Genomic DNA, 19,571 nt, shown 5'->3' on the forward strand with positions numbered 1-19,571 from the left:
TTGTCACGACTGAATAACCCTCACCCTAAATCCGACTATGCCATTTCCTTGGATAAACAACTACCCGGCGGGTGTGCCTGCTGAGATTCCGACCCATGACTATGTCTCCTTGGTCGATTTACTGGATCGCGCGTGTAAAAAGCATGCCCAGCGGACCGTGGCGAGCTCTTTTGGTGTGACGCTGAGCTATCAAGATCTTGACCGACATGCTCAGGCATTTGCGGGATGGTTGCACGCGCAGGCCTTGCCTTCGGGCTCGCGTGTCGCCCTCATGATGCCCAATGTCATGCCTTACCTCGTGGCGTTGTTGGGAACCTTGCGCGCGGGGCATGTGATCGTCAATATCAATCCACTCTGTACGCCTAGAGAGTTGTCAATCCAACTGAGGGATAGCGGTGCATGCACCATTGTGGTGCTTGAAAGCGTTGCGCGCACAGTGGAGCAAGTCACGGACTGTCCTGCGCTAAAACACCGGGTGGTGGTGGCACCAGGCGCCATGCTTGGGTTTTTAAAGGGCAATTTAGTCACGCTAGGTGCGCGCTATGTGCGCAAGTTGGGTCCAGAAAAACCACTGCCGGGTGCCTGGTCCTGGGACGCCGTGCTCAAGCGCGGTCAACAGCAACAGTGGGTGCGGCCGGTCTTGAGTCTGAATGACTTGGCCGCGCTGCAATATACCGGCGGGACGACGGGGCAGCCCAAAGGGGCGATGCTGACACACGGTAATTTGGTGGCCAACGTCTTGCAGGTCGACGCCGTGGCCAGGCCAGCGCTGCATGATTTGTTGGACGGTCCCCTGACCATGCTGACGGCGCTGCCCCTCTATCACGTGTTCGCGATGACAGTATGCGGGTTTTATGCGATCCATGCGGGAATGAAAAGCGTGCTGGTCATCAATCCCCGAGATCGTGCCTCTTTGATTGCTGCATGCCGTAAAGAGCCGCCTCATGTGCTGCCAGGCATCAACACTTTGTTCAACGCACTGGCCCATGATGAGCAGTTTGCCAAACTGGATTTTTCGACCTTGCGTCTGGCTTTTGGTGGTGGCATGGCCATACAGCGCGCTGTGGCCGAGCGCTGGCGCAACGTCACAGGACGCCCATTGATTGAAGGCTATGGTTTATCGGAAACGTCTCCTGTTGTCGCCGCAAATCCCACCAACGCGACTGCGTACTCGGGTAGCGTCGGCTTGCCTGTTCCCTCCACTGAGATTTGTATTGTGGACGAGCAAGGACAGCGTCTTGCCTTGGGTGAGGAGGGAGAAATCGCGGTACGAGGTCCTCAAGTGATGCGCGGTTATTGGCAGGCGCCTTTGGAAACTGCCGCTGTCATGACGTCCGAGGGCTTTTTGCGAACAGGCGATATTGGAAGGATGGACGCGCAAGGCTATGTCTATATTTTGGATCGCAAAAAAGACATGATTTTGGTTTCAGGATTTAACGTGTACCCCAGTGAAATCGAAGCGGTCGTGACCGAGCTGCCAGAGGTGCTTGAATGCGCTGCGGTGGGTGTCTCTGATGCGCATTCGGGTGAGCTGGTGAAATTGTTCGTGGTGCGACGCGACCCCCTATTGGATGAGGTAAAGATTCACACTTGGTGTCAGCAGCATTTGAGCCGTTACAAGTGTCCGAAAGTCATCGAGTTTAGGGATGAGTTACCCAAGAGTCCGGTGGGCAAAATTTTGCGTCGCGCGCTCCGGGACGCCTAACAATGTTGTTCGCCCGTTTGGGGTTGCCAGAGAACTGGCGCGCGCGCGCCCAATACACTTTGTTAGAAAGTGATTTTGGCGATGGGGTGTCGTTTATTAGATTGTGGGAGCGTTGGAGGCAAGAGTCGACACGTCCCGCGCGCTTGCATGTTGTGGCCCTGAGTCCCTCTCTCGTCGAGGCGCCTGTGTTGCGTTGTCGGTTACGCGCGCAAACGCCACCCGAAGCGCATGACTTGGTTGAACAGTTGGTGCGACAGTGGCCGTTAAGCATGCCTGGGACGCACCGTCTGGACTTTGAGGGACTCGCCGTGACGCTCACACTTGCCGTGGGTCCCGTCGAGCGCACATTGCCAGGATTGGCGGCGGTGGTGGATGCGGTGTTGTTCAGTGATCGAGCAGAGAGCTCACAAGGACCGCTTGCTTCGTGTTGGCAGACGTCGCTGCAGCGTTTGGCGCGCGACCCCGCACGCTTATGGCTTGCGCTTGCGAATGGACAGGTCGTGCAAGGTTGTCTGACGGAATCGATAGGCTCTACAGAAAATATTCATGTCGCCACGCAACGCATGGTGCGTCAGCCTGAGTTTAAAAAAGAGGATCGCCACGCCGTTGTTGTGGGAGGCGGCATTGCTGGCGCAGGTGTGGCCCATGCCCTTGCTTTAAGAGGTTGGCGAGTGCAGGTACTGGATGTCGGTCATCGTCGCGCGCAGGCGCACAGTGGGCATCTTGCTGCTGCTTTAACACCCATGGTCTCGCGCGATGACGATGTACGCGCGAGGTTGTCGCGTGCGGGAAGCCTGCGTGCCCAGGCGCGCTGGTCGCACGTGAGCCAAGAGGTGCTGTGGCGTTGCGGCGCATTGCAGCTTGAGCGTGTGAGCGGTCGTGTGGTTGATCTGGCACATGTGCTTGAAGGGCTTGCATTGCCTGAGCAGTGGGTGCGTTATGTGTCGTGCGCGCAAGCAAGTGACATCGCGGGTGTGTCATTGGCGCGCGGGGGGCTTTATTTTCCAAGCGCGGCTCGCATTAGACCCGAGCGACTCATTGAGGCATTGCTTCAGTCACCGGGTATTGAGCGCGTGGACGCACAGGTGGATCAGGTCAAGAGGGTCAACGGTCAATGGCATGTTCTGGATGTATCGGGAGAGGTCAGGGCCCAAGCACCGCAGGTGATCCTGGCGAGTGCGTTTGGAACGCAAGCGCTGTTGCAAAAGAGCGGGCTACTCAACCATCATGCGCGAATCTCCGCTATGCATCAGCTTGGCGGCGAGATTACCCTGTTGCCCGAGCAGTTGTTGGCCGGTGGGCCTCGCTGTATTGTTTCCGGGGATGGCTATGTGTTGCCCTCTCTAGACGGTTTGTGCGCCGTGGGGAGCAGCTATGTGCATGGCGCCGAGCGGATCGAACCAAGTCTAGAGGGTGCGCAGGGCAACGTCGTCCGTGCGGCAGGGCTCCTCGGGCTCGCTGGCTTGACCGAGTTGACCGGGATGACCGGGTTGACAGACCTGGCGGCTATGCCAGGCTGGGCGGGTTGGCGGGCTGTCTTGCCTGGCCGCCTGCCTGCGATCGGTCCCTTGGCGCAGACGCAGGGCCTTTGGGTGGCGACGGGTTTTGCTTCACGAGGCTTGACTTGGTCGAGTTTGGCGGGGGATCTGATTGCCGGGGCCTTAAGTGGCGAGCCCTTGGCCTTGGAACGGGATATAATGGACAAAATTAGTCAAACTTAGACAAAATCCAAAATAGCGCCCTTAGTCGCTTTTTCTTACGCGCTGAACATGCACCTTGAAACGCTAAAACTTGTCGATTCGTTACCTTCGAGGGTCGTATTCGACGCGGGTGCGGGGATGAAGCTTGTTGTTGAGCCTCATGCTCCCGGTGTATTTCGAATCCGCTGTGGACTTCCCGAGGCCGTCGCTGCAGATATTTTGCCTGGCGTTCGAGCGCGCGCGCATGCGGAGGTTTTGTTGGCACGTCCGGAGGCGATTGGTGAGGCGATTCTGGAGCCTCTGACTGGCGGCGTAAAAGGTTGGCGCTTAGTTCAAGGCGACACCGTACTCGATATTTCAGTCAACCCCTTCAAAATCGACGTGCAGCGTTTGGGTAAAAAAGCCCTGTCGTTGGCTACGAGTGGTATCGCCCTCCAAGAGGCTCTATGGACGGTCGGTTTTGAGCTCGCCCCCAAAGAAAAGATTTTCGGTTTAGGCGAGACCTCTGGTGACCTCGATCGCCGCTCGGAAACAATTATTTCTGACGCACCCGAGCATCGTGCGCTACCTCTGGCCTGGGGTCCTTCGGGTTGGGGTGTTTATGTCAATACGCTTTCGCGCGTCGAACATGATTTGGGCGCTGAGTCGCCCTCTCATTACATGATCGCGATTGAAGACAAAACGCTCGATCTATTTTTGTTTGCCGCCGAACCTGCTGAAATTTTGAATCAGTACACGCAGTTGACCGGTCGTGCTGGACAGCCTTCGTTGTGGTCGATGGGTGTTTGGGTCGAACAGCACGACACACTGAGCGCTGCCCAAACGGCCGAGTTGATCGCCGAATTTCGCAAGCAACAGTTCGCGGTGGATGGCGTGCTGTTGTTGCCGCCTTCTGCCTGGACCTACCAGGACTCCAAGCTTTTACCCGAGTGGGATGCCGAGCGTTTTCCGAGTCCCAAGCAATCCATTGATGCGTTCGTCAAAAAAGCGACGCACCTAGGTTTGCATACACTGCCAGCCGTGGTGATCGATACGACAACGTTTGCTGAGCTCGAGGACCGAGGTTGGCTGCTTTGCAATGAAAGTGGCGAGGCCCATGTTTTCCCCGGTGTGGCCGCAACAGCGGGCAAACCCTTCGCACTGCTGGATCTGACGCATCGCGATGTATTAAATACTTGGTCAGAGCGCCATCGTCATCTCGCCGAAGAAGGTGTGGGGGCGACGGCTTGTGATGTTCAGTTTGACATCCCCGACAATGTCGTCGCGCGCGGCGGTGAGAGCGGCGCAGTGCTTCGTTCGCTTTATCCTGCTTTGGCTCGGCGCGCATTGTTTGACGCAGCTGCGGGTCACAAAGTGCCGCCCGAAGGGATTGTTTTTAGTTCGGATTTATTTCCCGGCGCACAAAGATTGTTATGGCAAAGCGCACCGCGTGTGCCCAATACCTGGGCAGGTCTTCAGCAGACCTTGCGCTCGGCACTCGCGATTGGTGCGAGTGGCTTACCCGTTCAGATGCACGCACTCGGCAACGCCTTGGCTCCCTTGGACACCATGACGCCAGAGCTGTATTTACGCTGGTTGGGCATGGCTGTTTTTTCCAGTAATTTCTCTTTCCAAGCGCATCCACAGCTTGTGCCGACGGCGTTCGACGAGGCCACCCGTGCCCATATCCAAACTTGGTTGCAATGGCGTTATCGTTTGATCCCCTATGTGCTGGGCGCTATCGAAGATGCCGCCCGGACTGGTTTGCCCGTGCAGCGGTCGATGGCACTGTCTTTTCCTGCCGATAAAGAAGCGCAGCGCTGGGATACGCAATACCTGCTCGGGCCTGCCGTGCTGGTGGCACCCGCTATGCAGCCAGGCCAAGATATTCAGGTGTATTTGCCAGCGGGCGAAGCTTGGTGGGATCTCAACACCGGCTGGCGTTACGAAGGCGGCTCTGTGCTGACCGTCACCTGTGGCCTGGGCGCATTGCCCGTGTTTGGTCGCGAAGGTCACATGCTTTGCTTGGGACCGACTGCCAAGCACACCGGTGAGTTTAATTCAGCCCGTATTCTGGACGAGGTCTGGATGTTTGGTATGCCCGTTCACAATCCCGTTGTGATGCGCAATAAAATCCGCGTCATGCAAATGCAGGGATCAAGTTATATCAAAGGGCTCGAAGGCTTGAAAATTTCTCCTTCTGAGGGACTTGAGGTCAAGCGTCGTGGTGCCGAAGTCCGCATCTCTCGCGCACGCTAGTACTTAATTTTTAACCTCTTGCCATAAGCGCTTTCTTGGTGTCTGATGGGTTTCAATGTTTTCATTTGGAGCCCTTAGACATGTCGACTATCCCCAGCGCTGATTCCCACGCACTTTACGCTCAAACCGTCACAGAGACTTCCACACGTATCGCGCGCGGTGAAGTCTCGCACGCGCAGGTACTAGAGTCGCAACTCGGTCGTATTGCGGCGCGTGAGCCCTCTGTGCGCGCATTTAAATGGCACGATGCAGATCATGTGCGGGCGCAATTAGCCGCGGTGTCATCGCGCTCAGAAAAATTGCCCCTCGCGGGTATCGCGATTGGTATCAAAGACATCATCGATACGGGCGACATGCCAACCGAGTACGGCTCCGCGGCTTTTGTGGGAAACCGTCCCGCCAAGGATGCCGCAATCGTCACGCAATTGAAGGCTGCCGGCGCTTTGATGATGGGGAAAACGGTCACCACTGAGTTTGCGAGCCAATTTGCGGGTGCAACCGTCAATCCACACAATTTTGAGCATACACCCGGCGGGTCATCGAGCGGTTCGGCCGCCGCGGTTGCTGATGGCATGGTGGGTTTGGCTTTAGGGACACAGACTGCGGGCTCGACGATTCGTCCGGCTGCCTATTGTGGCATCGTGGGTTTTAAAGCAACACGTGGAAAAATTCCGCTCGAAGGTGTCAATCCCTTGGCGTCTACGTTGGATACGATGGGCTGGTTTGGGCGGTCAGTCGATGACGTGAAACTGTTGGCCTCGGTGTTGTTGGGTGCATCCAATGCGGCAGAAAAATCAGGCGCGTTGCGTGTGGGTTGGTTTCCGGGTCCGGAGGCCGCGCAGGCCGATGCCGATGCAGTGCAAGCGCTTGAGCGCGCTCGAGCGTTGTTACGCGCGAACGATATCGAACTTGTCGATGTTGAACTGCCAGCCAAAGATTTTATTGCTCTGGGCGAATCCAACCGCATCATCATGAGCTACGAGATGAGTCGTTTCTACGAAAAGCTCTACCGCAACAAAGCGCCGCTGGGAGATTTGACGGTTGCCATGATCGAGTTTGGCTTACAGATCAGTGCTGCGCAGTTTGATGCCGAGCGTGAGCATGCAGAACGATGCCGTCAGATGTTCACGCAAGCAGCCAAAGATCTCGATGCGGTGTTGACACTCGCTTCTCCAGGAGAGGCGCCGCTCAAGAAAAATGGTACGGGTTCACCAATGTTTAATCGAACCTGGACAACGATTGGCGTACCTTGCTTGGGCTTGCCTTTTGGCAAGGGTGGCCAGGGGCTCCCGCTCGCGGTCCAACTTGTCGCTGTCGAGGGACAGGACCATCAGTTACTGACTCTTGGTGGAAAAATCGAGGCATTGTTAGCCAAGGCCTAGCTCGTTTGACAGCCGTATCTGAAAAAGTCATAATGTCTGGCTTGGGGCTGGTAGCTCAGTTGGTTAGAGCAGCGGACTTTTAATCCGTTGGTCGCGAGTTCGAGTCTCGCCCAGCCCACCAAGCTCAATTTAAAAATGAATGGCTTACATCAATGTAGGTCATTTTTTTTTCCTAAAATTACACTGCACACTTGACCTAACCTTAATATTCCGAGGTGGGAGTCAACCAGACTATAGCTTCAATTGGCTTGAGTTTTCAAGACGCGCAAAAATACCTAAGTTAGAACTAATTAAGAACTCAATATACACAGCTAAATATACGACTCAATCAGAATCACGGTAATTTAGGCCGCTTTTAGCCCCGTACTGCAAATAAACGTTAGGAATGGATATGCCTCGCTTTTCTAACCGCTCTTTCTTTAATGCAATTTGATAACTATCAGAATAAATGGGCCGTATTTCTGTTCTATCTTTAGATTTGAGAATATCAAGAGCAAGAGTTATTGCCAATGCACCCTCCTCATCATAGGAGGGATAAAAACTTACAGCTCCCCCATTTCTTACAAAAGAACCATCTAAACCAATAGGTAATGGGGTTGAGTTGGCTTCAATCCAGGGTATAAATTGATCTCCGCTTAAAAGGGACATGCCGGGATCGCATTCTTCTTGCAATTCTTGAGTAGGCAGTATTAATAGGCCATCGATTTTAGGCGGTAATTGCCGAATGAATTGTTTCCAATCCTTAAAACAGCTTGATAGAAGCTTACTTTTTATCTCAATATTGGTAGAGTGGGTTTGTTCTAGTTGATGAATACGCACTTGATTGGATGGAGTATCAGCTCCAATAATGGATACAAAAACTTTTTGACGTTGTTCAGTTTTCGATAAAAATTCTTCAATGCCAAAATAGGGCATCCGACGGATAACACCCACTACGTTAGCGGTTTTTTGATAGCCAATATCGGGTAGCTCTGAATCAACTGCAACAGGAATTATCCACATATTCGAACTAAATTTGTCCATACGTTTTGCTAACAACCTATTTGCATCAAAGCCAACGGCAATCAGTACGTTAGGATTAAAATATTTAATGAAGCTTAATGCCTCATTATCTCTTCTAATCACTTGCTCTGAATTAGATGTTTTATTGATGCTCATATAGTGAGTCAGGATTGAAACAGGCATACGGTTACTAGCGATTGATGTATCCACACCCTGTTTTATATATTGTGAAATCTGATTATTCTGACTATATGAAGAAAGTATTAGGATACGTGGTTTTGTTACCCTAATAGTCACAAAAAAAATTAAAAAAATGAGTAAGAAAAATCCTGCCCAAAAATATTTTCCTAATTTATTCATACCAACCCCAAGTAAATCCACCAGGGAATAGAGGCAAAGACCACCAATACACGACCAATATTAAGACACCAGTTATAGATTAGAAATTTGCGCTCTGAATAAATACTCAAACCAATGGTAGATCTTGCTTGTAAATATACCGAACTTTGATAGCGCAAAAACCAGATATCACTAAAAACAGCACAAACAAATAAACATATCCATGGATGAATATGCTGACTCAAAGAAACTGGTAATAGTATTGCAAAAGAAGTTAGCATTCCCGCCGTTAAAGGAAGGGCCAATCTAATAATCAAGATTGTTGCGCAGGCTGCCAGTAAAAACAGCCATAGTCTCCCATCGATAAACTGATACAAATACTGCATAGACTTTGCGAGGGATTGATCAAGCCCCAAATAACCCATGATATTCATTAAGCTATCAACACCAAGCAGAAAAAAAATCATAGGCCAATCAGTCAGGTTTTTGAAGTCAATTTTTGAGTATGCGCCGAACAGCAGAAGTGATATCAAAAGTACGCCAGAAATTACTGATAAATTAATTTGATGAATGGAGTAGGTGACGCAAAAAAGAATATATGAAAAAAATATTGAAGCAACCAACTTTTCTGCGGGTTTCATCGGGCCCAAGCATTCTAATTGGCTCGTTAGAATCGCTTCATTAATTGGCACAGTGCTCGAATTAGAAAAAATTATGCGTATTAATATGATGTGAACCGCTACAATACCAATGATAAAAAATAATGCGCAGTATAGCCAATAGAATCCCAGAAATTGCTGCTGTAATGACTCCGGCAAAAGTGACACAGCTGTTATATTTGCACTTTTACTAACAGCTAACATGGGAGAGAAAATCATTGCACCGCCAAAAGTGGCAGCCATTAAGGCAGTCGCATGAGAGCTTTGCTTTCCCAGCTTTAGTCCAGTCACCATATCCCTGAACACGGGAAGTAATAATGAAATTCGGTTATTTCCCGAAGGGGTTACGAAAGATAATAAAAAGCCACTAAACAACAGCACAATTTGGTTGGTAAAAGCAGATCGTGGCAAAATTTTTATTAAATTCAAAACTAAACGGTAACTGAGTCCTGATTTGGTAATGGCTCCTGTCAGCGCATAAATACCCAGTAAAATAAGCAATGCCGGAGTCGCAAATCCTGCAAGGGCAACATTGGGTGGGGCTAGCCCCGTCAGAATGCAAGCCACCATAGCAACTATTGGCGGAATGAACTCATCAACAATTGAAAAGCCCCACATTAAAATTACCGCAGAAATAATGGCGATAAATATGGATGCATGAATAGAGAAACCGCTGGACTGAGCAATAAAAAAAAAGGCTATTGGCAATACCGCCGATAAAAACCACCCTAATTTATCTTTATTTGAGAGCGTGGAGATTAATTTTTTTTGTACTACCTCTTTTTTACTCGTTCGCGTACCAATATGACGAGTAAGAATCAACGCACCTGTATTAATTGCTAATTTCGGCTTTTGTAACTGCAAATCCAATAAGGTCTGCTTGTTAAGTTGCAATAACACTAAATCAGATACGGCGGTGGCGCTGGTAATATAACTCTCTAAGGTCGCCACCTCTTCACCAAAAAACCCACTTTCATGGGTGAGTTCTTCATTAAATTCATTTGATATCCGAACACTGCCTGAAATAATGACATATAAAAAATTCGCATTATCTCCAAATTTATAAACAACCGATCCTGCTTGGACATTACAAATCTCACCTGCACCAACTAGCTTAGCTAATTCCTCTTCTGAAAGATCACTAAATATTGCATCTTCTTTGAGTGCTTGACTAATAGTGCGATTTAGATAGGTCATAAAGTTTCATAGAGAAAGAGTGCTCAATCAAAATACTTGAATTAGGCTTAAATTTTATAGTGTTGGTTAAGTTTTCAATTATCTTGAATTCAGACTTTACCCTACTGAGACGACCCACCTTATGATTTAATCTTCAGATGTTATATCACGCCTAAATATGTGCATATGAACCTATTCGAGATAGATATACGCGGTGCATAATTAGTAACAAACAGGTTTAGCTCTGATGCTCTTTAATATTTGATGTACTGGTTCAACGATGAGATCATTTCAACTTCTGGGCCATTCTTAAACTTCAGAGCCTTGCTATTACTAGCGAGTTCACAGTCATAAGTGACACAAGCCATCCATGCGTTGTAATTAACATTTTTGTTGTATTCGAACATTAGATAGATGGCATAAGAAAAGCCGTCTTTATCGATGAAAGATACCCACGTGAAGTTTGTAGCGCTTTGACCCCCAGCAGGCATATTGATTGAATAATTATTATTCCCTTGACCATAAAAAGCAGCGGAACCACCATTACCATTACTAAATTTAACAATAGTTTGGTCTCGCCTGTTTTCATTATTGTAGGCGACAACCCAAGGCATACTAGCCGCATAAGTCCTGCCCGCACTACTATAAGTATCAGTTTTGACATTGTTATCGTATTCGCGCCATCCACCTACCACTAAACCACTGGGCACTAGGACGCCCAGAACATTTGCTGGATCATTTGCGTCGGAACTACCTTGACTATTATAGTAATAACGGGCTGTAGAACGACTATTAGCATTAACCTGCCCATTGAAATAACTATTTTTACATTCAGTGACAATATAGTTATCGTTAGCATTGGAGTTTGGAGCAAACCAACCAGTAATCGCTGGATGTTTGATCGTTTCGCTACCAGCTTGCATACAATCCTGCTCTACTATTTTGGCCATCAGTGCTGTATTTAGCCCGTCATATACATTGAAAAAACCCTCACCGCCAACCACGCTTTTATAGCCGGCCACCATTTGAGTTTGTTGTTGAGTAAATATTTTCTTTATATCCGCAATTGCGCTGGAGTATGAGTTTACACCTGGAGGTAATGGGAAATCATTCGCAACGATTGCCTGTGAAGGCTGCACTACATCCTTGTATTGATCTAAGACAGCATATATATCCTGAAATATTGGTAACAATCCCGATTGAGCACCTAGTAAGAATGCTGAATTTGATGAAATGATCGCGTTGCAATTACCACGAACTGTGACAAAGTTTTCGTTTGAATTATTGGGTAGCATACTGCATTTTGTTTTAAGAGCATCAAGGTAGGTGTTGAAATTTGCGTTACCTGTGACGTTGGCAATCACTTGAAGCATTTGCAGGTCTGCAGAGGATCTGTATGGCGAATAAAGTATATCTTTAATCACCAGCCCTCCTGCTGCCAGTCCATTATTCCAGCCGCCCTTATTTTGAAAATACTGTACCAATGATGTAGAGCCATTGTTCTTGAGGAATTGCTGATATTGACTGGCAACAGCGTTCGACCGTATACGTAAATTTTCGAATTGAACTGTTTGCGCATTTGCTGTAGCGCTAGTAAGAAATGATGTTAAGGTTCCCACATTATTGCCGAGCAAGTCAATGCTAGATTGTAGGGTGTCCATTTTTGCAAGTATGGTTGTAAATGATTCTGAAGAAGTTCCACAACCGTCTTGGAAAATTTGTGTCACACCTTGAATAACTCCTCCAATGTAGGGAAACATCCCCCCGACATTCTGCGTTTGACCTAAGAATGTCTGTAATTCAGCTGAGCAGCCTGTTGCCTGTTGAGCATGGGCAGATTTGATCACAGAAATAGTTCCACTGCGCAAACCATCTAACCAAGCAATCAGTTTTGCGAAAGGTGTTCGTACAGATAGCTTGGTATTGGTAGGTAATTCGTTAGCAGATGCAACATCCCAGTTCAACAGTCGTAAACGGATGTCCTCTAAAAATTTAGTTTCAGTTAATGCAGGATTCTTTAACTGCTCCTTGTAAAACATTCCGACTTCTTCAAAGGGGTCTGATGTCCCATCTGGACTTTCATAATTAGTAAAAAAAACGTTCAGTCGAGTGATTAAGTTATGCCAAGCGATGCCATCTTTTGACATTTGCTGGGTTAATAATCTATTAACAAGGTATAAGCCAGTGCTTAAATTTGTTAGTCTGATCGTTGAGTAACTTGGTAATGCAGATGGAAACTGAAAAGCGCCAAGCATTCGACCATCCGAACCAATATAGCGAACAGTTACGGGCTCATTGACTTCTATTGGTAAGTAAATAAAACAGCCATCACTCGCGCAATTAACATCATCATTAAACAGCACCTGATCGCTCTTCGTGATCACTGTTCCCCGGGCGAAAGTCTGGTTGCTGGGGTTTTCAACTTTGATCGTGGTCTTGACATTTTCAGGGGCTGGCGAGTTGCCAGTTGAGCCGCCACAGGCCATTAAAAAAAATGAAGTTAGCGACACTAGCAGTAATCGAATAGACATAATTTTTCAATGAAATGATGACTAGATAGGTTTATAGAATATGAAAATCATATAATTAAATATTATGAAATGCAATATGCGAACGATCTGCTCGTCCGTAAATGATGCTTTCTCATCCCTGCACATATGACCTGTCGCTCAGTAAGCCGCTTCGAGCAAACCCAGCACGTCTTTCCAAGACTGAATTGGAGCGCAGTTTGAATAGATCCATGGTTCTGACATACATGCCTGCGCGAGTCCCGGTAGCATTTCTCTCGTCACTCCGCAGTCACGAAGTCGATGGGGCAAGTGCAGATCTTGCACTAGGTGAGCAACCTGATCAGATGGCGAACAATCCTGACTGCCCATGGCTTCAATAATTTTGGAGAAAGACTGCTCAAGTTTTGATTCGTTGTAACGCATGACTGTTGCAAGCATGACGCAGGAAGTGTGGCCATGAGGCATTCCAGCACGTGCGCCAAGAACGTGACCGATTGCGTGACTTGCCCCAAGGCGTAATCGCCCTACGACGCCGGTCATTGAGAGCAAAGCCCCAACATGACAATCTAGCCGAGCTGCGTTGTTTGCCTCATCGTTTTGCACCTCTTGGAGACCTTTATTAAGGAGTTTGATCGCTTGTATGGCGAGAGCATCAGTGTAGGGATTGGCATCAATGGAGCACAGTGTCTCTATGGCATGGTCTAAGGCTCGGATGCCCGTTGATAAAAACAGCTCTCTCGGCGTGTGCTTTGAAATATCCGGGCTAAGGATGACGCTGCTAGGAATCATCATCGGATGGCCAATGATATGTTTTGTGGCTGATTGAGTGTCGGTGAGACCAGCGCGATAATTAAACTCTCCGCCAGAGAGCGTTGTGGGGATGCAAATCACACGCGCGTCAGGAGGGTTAAAGACCGGTTCATGACGATTCCCGTCTGCATCAAGTGAGTTGAAAAAAGGCTTCAGTTGCTCAGGCCGTTCAATCTCTTGAGACATGCAGAGCGCTGCGATTTTTCCAGCATCAGTGATGCTGCCTCCACCGACGGTCACAATCAAGTCTGCGTATGCGTGTCGGGCACTTTTGGCGCAAGCAATGATGCTGGCAGAAGGGGTGTGCGGTGCGATGTCCGTGTAAAGACCTGCGAAGCGTTTTCCCAAGGCTTGAACAAGTTCATCAATGATTGTTGTCTTTCGAGAAAGGGTTGTGCTGGCAATCATAAAAACACGATTTGCCCTAAGGCGAGATACCTCCTCATTTAGTGTGACCCTCGCATCATTGCTCAGAATGACTCGATCCATTTTTGGCAGGGTGATGATTGACATATCAGAGCTCTCCGCGAGCGAGGATCAAACGTAAGATAGATTGTCACGCAGTGCTCTGCGGTCTTAAAGTACATTGTTGTCCAAAATACGGACAAATAGAATTCAAGAGTGCTTAAGTGCCGCCTACACCGTGTCGATCTTTGTCCGGTAACACTGTGTTCTAAGATCAATACATTTTCGTGGATCGTTCACTAGAATTGCTTGACCCCAACATCATGCATTGGCTTTAATGTGGAATATTGCACACGTAATAAGCATAAGGAATAGTTAAATGTGCTGGAGTGGTGAAGCATCTTTGGCTCTGGCGGCGGGTGGATTTGTGTTTGCAGGGATAGCGGCCTACAAAAAAGAATCCTACATGCTGTGGCTGCCGCTTGTTTATTTTTCATCGATGGAACTGCTCCAGGGCTTGACCTATTCGGTTATTGACCAATGCAATCTGCCATCAAACCAAATTGCGACTCTGCTTGGATATTTGCACATTACGTTTCAGCCGTTTTTTATCAACATGCTCGCGATGTATTTCATCCCGGCTATTGTGCGCCATAAAATTCAATGGTGGGTCTATGGCGTTTGCTTTGCCTCAGCCATCTTTATGTTGTTGCAGCTTTACCCCTTTGAATGGGCGGGGCAATGTATTCTTGGGTATTTCTTTTGTTCAGATCAATTGTGTTCATCCCGCGGGAATTGGCACATTGCCTGGGAAGTTCCCGTCAACGGCATCACTAACCCTATTGCCGCCCATCCATTTTGGGGATATGTCTTAACGGGATATCCGACCTATAAGATTGCAGTGTTCTTTTTGCCGTTGCTGTATGGATCATGGCGCTTGACTCTCTATCACTTCTTGATCGGTCCAAGCTTGTCCATGGCCCTCACCACCAACATGAACGAAGTCGCGGCAATTTGGTGTCTGTTATCTATTGGGATTATAGCGGTGGTGATAAAAACTCCGATACGTAGATTTATGTTCGTACAAAATTGGCCGTTATGGCGGTTTATTTTGAGACGATCTGACTGTCCGCTTTCAAATGATTTGAAGTTGAAATAGATTCGATTTTAATTAAAGAAAAATTTTCTTTGCTAATGATCTTAAACTGACAGTTGTTAAAAAAAATGATGATTAATAATAATACAATCATGAATCGTAGATACCACGGTTTAGATATCTTAAGATCTTTCGCCTTAATATTGGGTTTGTTTTTTCATGCATCAATTCCGTTTACTGAGATTCCTATACCACTTTGGATTATCTATTACGACAGTAAGAGTTGGGTGTATGACACCATATTGATGGGGACGCATTCATTTAGGATGCCATTGTTTTTTCTTCTTGCTGGTTTTTTTAGTGCCTTGTTATATCGTAAATTAAGTACTAAAAATTACCTCATCGAAAGAACAAAAAAAATCGTACTTCCTTTTATTGCATCCATGATCTTTTTGACACCTTTAATGGTCATAGAATACATTTCGGCTGGTTTTGTTACTAATCCATGGGAAACCGATAATCAATTTCATTGGAAAAACTACCCGGTCTTTCATTTTTGGTTTTTAGAAATTTTAATAATTATTACCGCTCTAGTCATAAGCTTTATTGTATCGATCAAATATTTTTTTCCAATTACACATGACTATCTTCAACGCCTTTTAGAGGCTGATTCAAATGAAAATCAGCTTTTTTGGAATATCTTGTATTTAATATGTATTGGATTGATCGGCTTCTTATCCTGGACTGAATTTCCTGGCGATCAATTCATCTATGCTTTCGCAATCAGTCAACCAATGGATAAGATTTTCTTTTACCTCATTTTTTTTCTTATAGGTTGGCTTCTGTATATTAATGTCTCCCTTTTCGAACGGGTACGCCGTTCAGTAAAGAAAAACCTTCTGCTTGGGAGTGCTGCCTTATTTATTCTGCTTTGGGTACGTTATTGGTTGTTTGTGAACAAGGACGAGCAATTTATTATGCTGGGTATATTAGGTAATATTGCCGTTCCAATAGCTGCCGTTTTTTTGAGCTTGGGATTATTTGGTTTCTTTACGCATGAAAAATTTAAACCCTCTGGCACTATTAATTACTTAGTGAGCGCATCGTATTGGATTTATTTGATTCATGTGCCAATCATTTTGTATGTACAATTCTTAATTTCAGACTGGCAAATAAATGCATTTATAAAATATGTCTACATTATTGCTATTACTTTTATGATTTCTTGTTTTACCTATAGCACTTATATAATTGCTAAAAAGTTACTTTTCAAAAGAAAACTTACTACTGATAAGAGTCTTAAATGAGCACAAAAACATTTTCAAAGTTAACACACTTGACTCTAATAAAGTTTCTATTATCGGCATTAATGAAGGGTGCTCCTAACCTTGTTTCGAGTACTAATAGTTTTACTTCGCTCTACAACACTAATTATCAAACCTTTATTCTTCCTCAGCCGAATACAACCTGGAAATATGCAGTTTTTACGGCAAACGCTAATTTAGTAAAGGAACTAGAGGATGATAGTAGATTTGATAAATATATCTTTAATTCTTTTGAGCTTCTGCTAGACGACTCTCTATTTTCGGTATGGTCACACGAGGATATTTGGTTACAAAGTAATAGGATTGTGTCTAGCGGGCTCGCTGGGCAGCATCTAAAGAAGTATTGTTCTGGTATTAATGCTGTCTCGAATAATCTGTGTACTAAATTACGCTACGGTCAGCCATCTGGTGAGTATGTTTTGATTGGCGAAGAAGTGAGTAAGGCGATATGGGATATTGCCGGTGTAGCAACCATGAGTGAAAATTTTGGCGCCTTGTTTAAGAGCGAACACTCGGAGTTAATGCAAGCATTTGAAGAAGGCTTGCTGATGGCAATACAGTATAGTAATGAACCCGAATTTATTAAAAAGTTACGCTTCATCCGTAATAGAAAAATGAATGCAAATTTGACGAAGGTGAGGTCATACGTCAAAGAGAAAATTGCCGATAGATTAGCAGATGATCGAAAAGAAGATTATTTGGATTTTCTAAGTTTTATGCTCGAAACACGCGATCCAATTTCAGAAAAAAAATTATCTAACGCAACAATCGCGAATCAAATTATTGCACTGATTTTGGGCATTCACGAAACTTCGCGCTTGGCAAGTGAGTGGATCTTATATTACTTATGTGTTGATAGAGATTTACTTCAACAGGCCTATGCTGAAGTGGATAGCCTATTTCCTGATCCAGATGAGCAAATTACTCATGAAAAAATCAATCAACTAGATTTATTGCCTCGTATATTTAAGGAGGTTGAGCGTATTAGCCCTTCTTTTGGGGTTGTCATGAGATACGCACTTGAGGATACTGAGGTGCTAGATGGTGTAGACGTTAAAAAGGGAACCCTTTTTTACTTACCTCTCTATGCTATACACAACAATTCTAAGTACTGGAAAAATCCATCTAAATTTGATCCTGATCGCTTCTTGCCAGAAGCAGAAGCTCAAATCACTCCGGGTTCCTATCTCCCTTTTGGCCTTGGCAAGCGGTCTTGCATTGGACGAGGTTTTGCATTTCTGGAGGTGATGACGATTATTGTCAGTCTCTTGCGTAATTTTGACTTGAGATTGGACCCAAAATATAACCTCGTGAGTGATTCAACGACCTCGGGTGCTCACCCCAAGAATCTAAAAATTTCCTTTAAAGCTCGCTCAATAAGCTCAAATACCAGGAGTCAAGCTGCTATTGGTATCAATGACGATCATGAGCTCGAGGCGGCTAAACAACGGCAGCCAGTAAATCAAAAGTGCCCATTCTCATTTACGGCTGGGCAATCTATATTGCCAGCGTCAAACTTGCGTGAGATCGATATTGCCTATGGATCAAACGGTGGTTTTGGAAAAACAATTGCCAGAAAATTGGCGCAACAAGCTAGGCAGTATGGATTTGCTCCTAACATTTTTGAGTTAAATGAATTACCTAATCGCTTACAGAAGAAAAATAAGCTGCTGATCATTACCTCAACTTACAACAGTATCCCCCCCCTCAATGCGCAAAGATTTGTAGATCTTCTGAATAAAGGGGATCTGGACTTTACTGGTATTGATTGCGCTCTCATCGGTGTTGGCGATGTGACGTGGCAAAGTTCTTATATGTTTATACCCCGACTCGTTGAGAAAAAGGTAACTGATCATGGAGGCAGTTTAATTTTACCTATGCTCAAGTTAGATGTTTCTAATGATGATCATCAGGCTTTTCTAGATCGCTGGATAAGCCAGTTTTGGGAGTCCAATGGGGTGGATGTATCCGTATTACCGCAAAATAAGTTTACTTATGACATTTCAACGGTACCTCAAGCGCCAATAGTCTCACTTTTTTCTAATATGAAATTTTTTGAGGTACTTGAAAATGATGAGCTGATTCAGCGAGCGCATCATGAATCCGATGATCGATCCACTCGGCATATTAGTTTTTCTATTCCAGAAAACTTTAGTTATCAAGCAGGTGATTATGTCTATGTTCTGGCTTATAACTCAAGAGCAAAGATCTCTAAAGCCATCAGGGCATTTGGTCTGAATTCGGAGGAATTAATATCAATAGATTCGCATGATCCACAATCTAATTGGCTGCCGATACACTCGCCAATTACATATTGGTTTTTGTTTATGCGCTATATCGACCTTAATCATACGTTAACGCGGAGCGACTTCAAGTTTATGGAGTCGCATGTTGATGGACAGCTCAAGCAATATGCAAAAGAAGTTTTAAGTTTGTCTGAGTCCGAATTTAATGCTCTGATCAGGGACAAAAAAGTCAATTTGATCGACTTTCTTCAGTCTAAATCTTATCCTGAATTTCCGTTTGCTCTCGCTCTAAATATACTGCGTCCTCTCAAGCGTCGATATTATTCAATATCCTCATCGCCATTGGTCAATCCTAGGGAGCTCAGTATCACAGTAGGGGTTTTAAGGAATCCACACTCCTCAGGCAAGGGTGTCTTTAGAGGGATCTGCTCGAATTATCTTGAGTCGCTTAATCCAGGGGACTTCATACGCGTTGGGATCCTGCCTTCTCACTTTAGATTGCCTGAAGATTCAGCGACTTCAATGATTTGGGTGGGTGCTGGAACGGGCATTGCTCCATATCGTTCCTTTATTCAATCTAGAGCCATTCTTAAGGCTCAAGGTCAGCAACTTGGTCAATGCATTTTGATTGCAGGCTGTCGGAAGCCTGACCACGACCAGTTATACGCCCAAGAATGGCTTGAGGCCGAACGGCAGGGTTTACTCAAAGTTTACTGGGCATTTTCTCGAAATATCATTGATGGCGTTCTGCATAAGACCTATGTTCAGGATGTCATAGAAAGTAATAAGACCGAATTGACACAATTAATTCATGAGGGGGCAAATGTGTATGTATGCGGGGATGGCGAAACAATTGGAAAATCAATTCCAATTGCCTTTGGGGAGGAATTATTTACGAGATTAAGAGCAGAAAAAAGACTCCACGAGGATATTTGGGGTGGGAATAAGTAATTATTTGACGGACAATTGAATGGCAAT

Annotated in this window: 11 protein-coding genes and 1 tRNA gene; 8 read left to right on the forward strand and 4 right to left on the reverse strand. The window is 46.1% G+C overall.

Annotated features, from left to right (window positions below):
• Window positions 1-37: 37 nt before the first annotated feature.
• The 5 genes from AC8GE9_RS05205 (at window position 38) to AC8GE9_RS05225 (ending at window position 7,146) form a co-directional block, all read left to right on the forward strand.
• Window positions 38-1,705 (forward strand): AMP-binding protein, encoded by a 1,668-nt coding sequence (locus AC8GE9_RS05205; RefSeq protein WP_506676047.1) that lies wholly within the window; start codon window positions 38-40, stop codon window positions 1,703-1,705.
• Between the two features lie 2 nt (window positions 1,706-1,707).
• A complete protein-coding gene (gene mnmC1 / locus AC8GE9_RS05210; RefSeq protein WP_506676048.1) occupies window positions 1,708-3,426 on the forward strand; it encodes an FAD-dependent 5-carboxymethylaminomethyl-2-thiouridine(34) oxidoreductase MnmC1 in 1,719 nt (572 codons plus the stop codon).
• 48 nt (window positions 3,427-3,474) lie between these two features.
• Window positions 3,475-5,643: a glycoside hydrolase family 31 protein gene (locus AC8GE9_RS05215; RefSeq protein ID WP_506676049.1), complete on the forward strand. Its 2,169-nt coding sequence runs from the start codon at window positions 3,475-3,477 to the stop codon at window positions 5,641-5,643.
• Between the two features lie 80 nt (window positions 5,644-5,723).
• Window positions 5,724-7,025 carry an amidase gene (locus AC8GE9_RS05220; RefSeq protein ID WP_506676050.1) on the forward strand — a complete coding sequence of 434 codons (1,302 nt, stop codon included), beginning with the start codon at window positions 5,724-5,726 and terminating at the stop codon, window positions 7,023-7,025.
• A 44-nt stretch (window positions 7,026-7,069) separates the two neighbouring features.
• Window positions 7,070-7,146, forward strand: a tRNA-Lys gene (locus AC8GE9_RS05225).
• A gap of 203 nt (window positions 7,147-7,349) precedes the next feature.
• Here the strand turns inward: AC8GE9_RS05225 and AC8GE9_RS05230 are convergent.
• The 4 genes from AC8GE9_RS05230 to AC8GE9_RS05245 form a co-directional block, all read right to left on the reverse strand.
• A complete protein-coding gene (locus tag AC8GE9_RS05230) occupies window positions 7,350-8,387 on the reverse strand; it encodes a hypothetical protein (RefSeq protein ID WP_506676051.1) in 1,038 nt (345 codons plus the stop codon).
• Window positions 8,384-10,222: an SLC13 family permease gene (locus tag AC8GE9_RS05235; RefSeq protein ID WP_506676052.1), complete on the reverse strand. Its 1,839-nt coding sequence runs from the start codon at window positions 10,220-10,222 to the stop codon at window positions 8,384-8,386. The genes AC8GE9_RS05230 and AC8GE9_RS05235 overlap by 4 nt, the downstream gene beginning before the upstream one ends.
• A 233-nt stretch (window positions 10,223-10,455) precedes the next feature.
• Window positions 10,456-12,732, reverse strand: a complete 2,277-nt coding sequence (locus AC8GE9_RS05240; protein WP_506676053.1) for a hypothetical protein — start codon at window positions 12,730-12,732, stop codon at window positions 10,456-10,458.
• A 138-nt stretch (window positions 12,733-12,870) separates the two neighbouring features.
• A complete protein-coding gene (locus AC8GE9_RS05245; RefSeq protein ID WP_506676054.1) occupies window positions 12,871-14,034 on the reverse strand; it encodes an iron-containing alcohol dehydrogenase in 1,164 nt (387 codons plus the stop codon).
• Between the two features lie 271 nt (window positions 14,035-14,305).
• On the opposite strand from AC8GE9_RS05245, the gene AC8GE9_RS05250 reads away from it, so the two are divergent.
• The 3 genes from AC8GE9_RS05250 to AC8GE9_RS05260 all read left to right on the forward strand — a co-directional run bounded on the left by AC8GE9_RS05250 (window position 14,306) and on the right by AC8GE9_RS05260 (window position 19,544).
• Window positions 14,306-15,085: a DUF5765 domain-containing protein gene (locus AC8GE9_RS05250; RefSeq protein ID WP_506676055.1), complete on the forward strand. Its 780-nt coding sequence runs from the start codon at window positions 14,306-14,308 to the stop codon at window positions 15,083-15,085.
• Window positions 15,086-15,174: 89 nt separating this feature from the next.
• On the forward strand, window positions 15,175-16,329 hold the full coding sequence (locus AC8GE9_RS05255) for an acyltransferase family protein (protein ID WP_506676056.1): 1,155 nt from the start codon (window positions 15,175-15,177) through the stop codon (window positions 16,327-16,329).
• Window positions 16,326-19,544 (forward strand): cytochrome P450, encoded by a 3,219-nt coding sequence (locus AC8GE9_RS05260; RefSeq protein ID WP_506676057.1) that lies wholly within the window; start codon window positions 16,326-16,328, stop codon window positions 19,542-19,544. The genes AC8GE9_RS05255 and AC8GE9_RS05260 overlap by 4 nt, the downstream gene beginning before the upstream one ends.
• Window positions 19,545-19,571: the final 27 nt, after the last annotated feature.

Origin of the sequence: Zwartia lucis (assembly GCF_965234455.1) — a bacterium.
GTDB lineage: Bacteria > Pseudomonadota > Gammaproteobacteria > Burkholderiales > Burkholderiaceae_B > Zwartia > Zwartia lucis.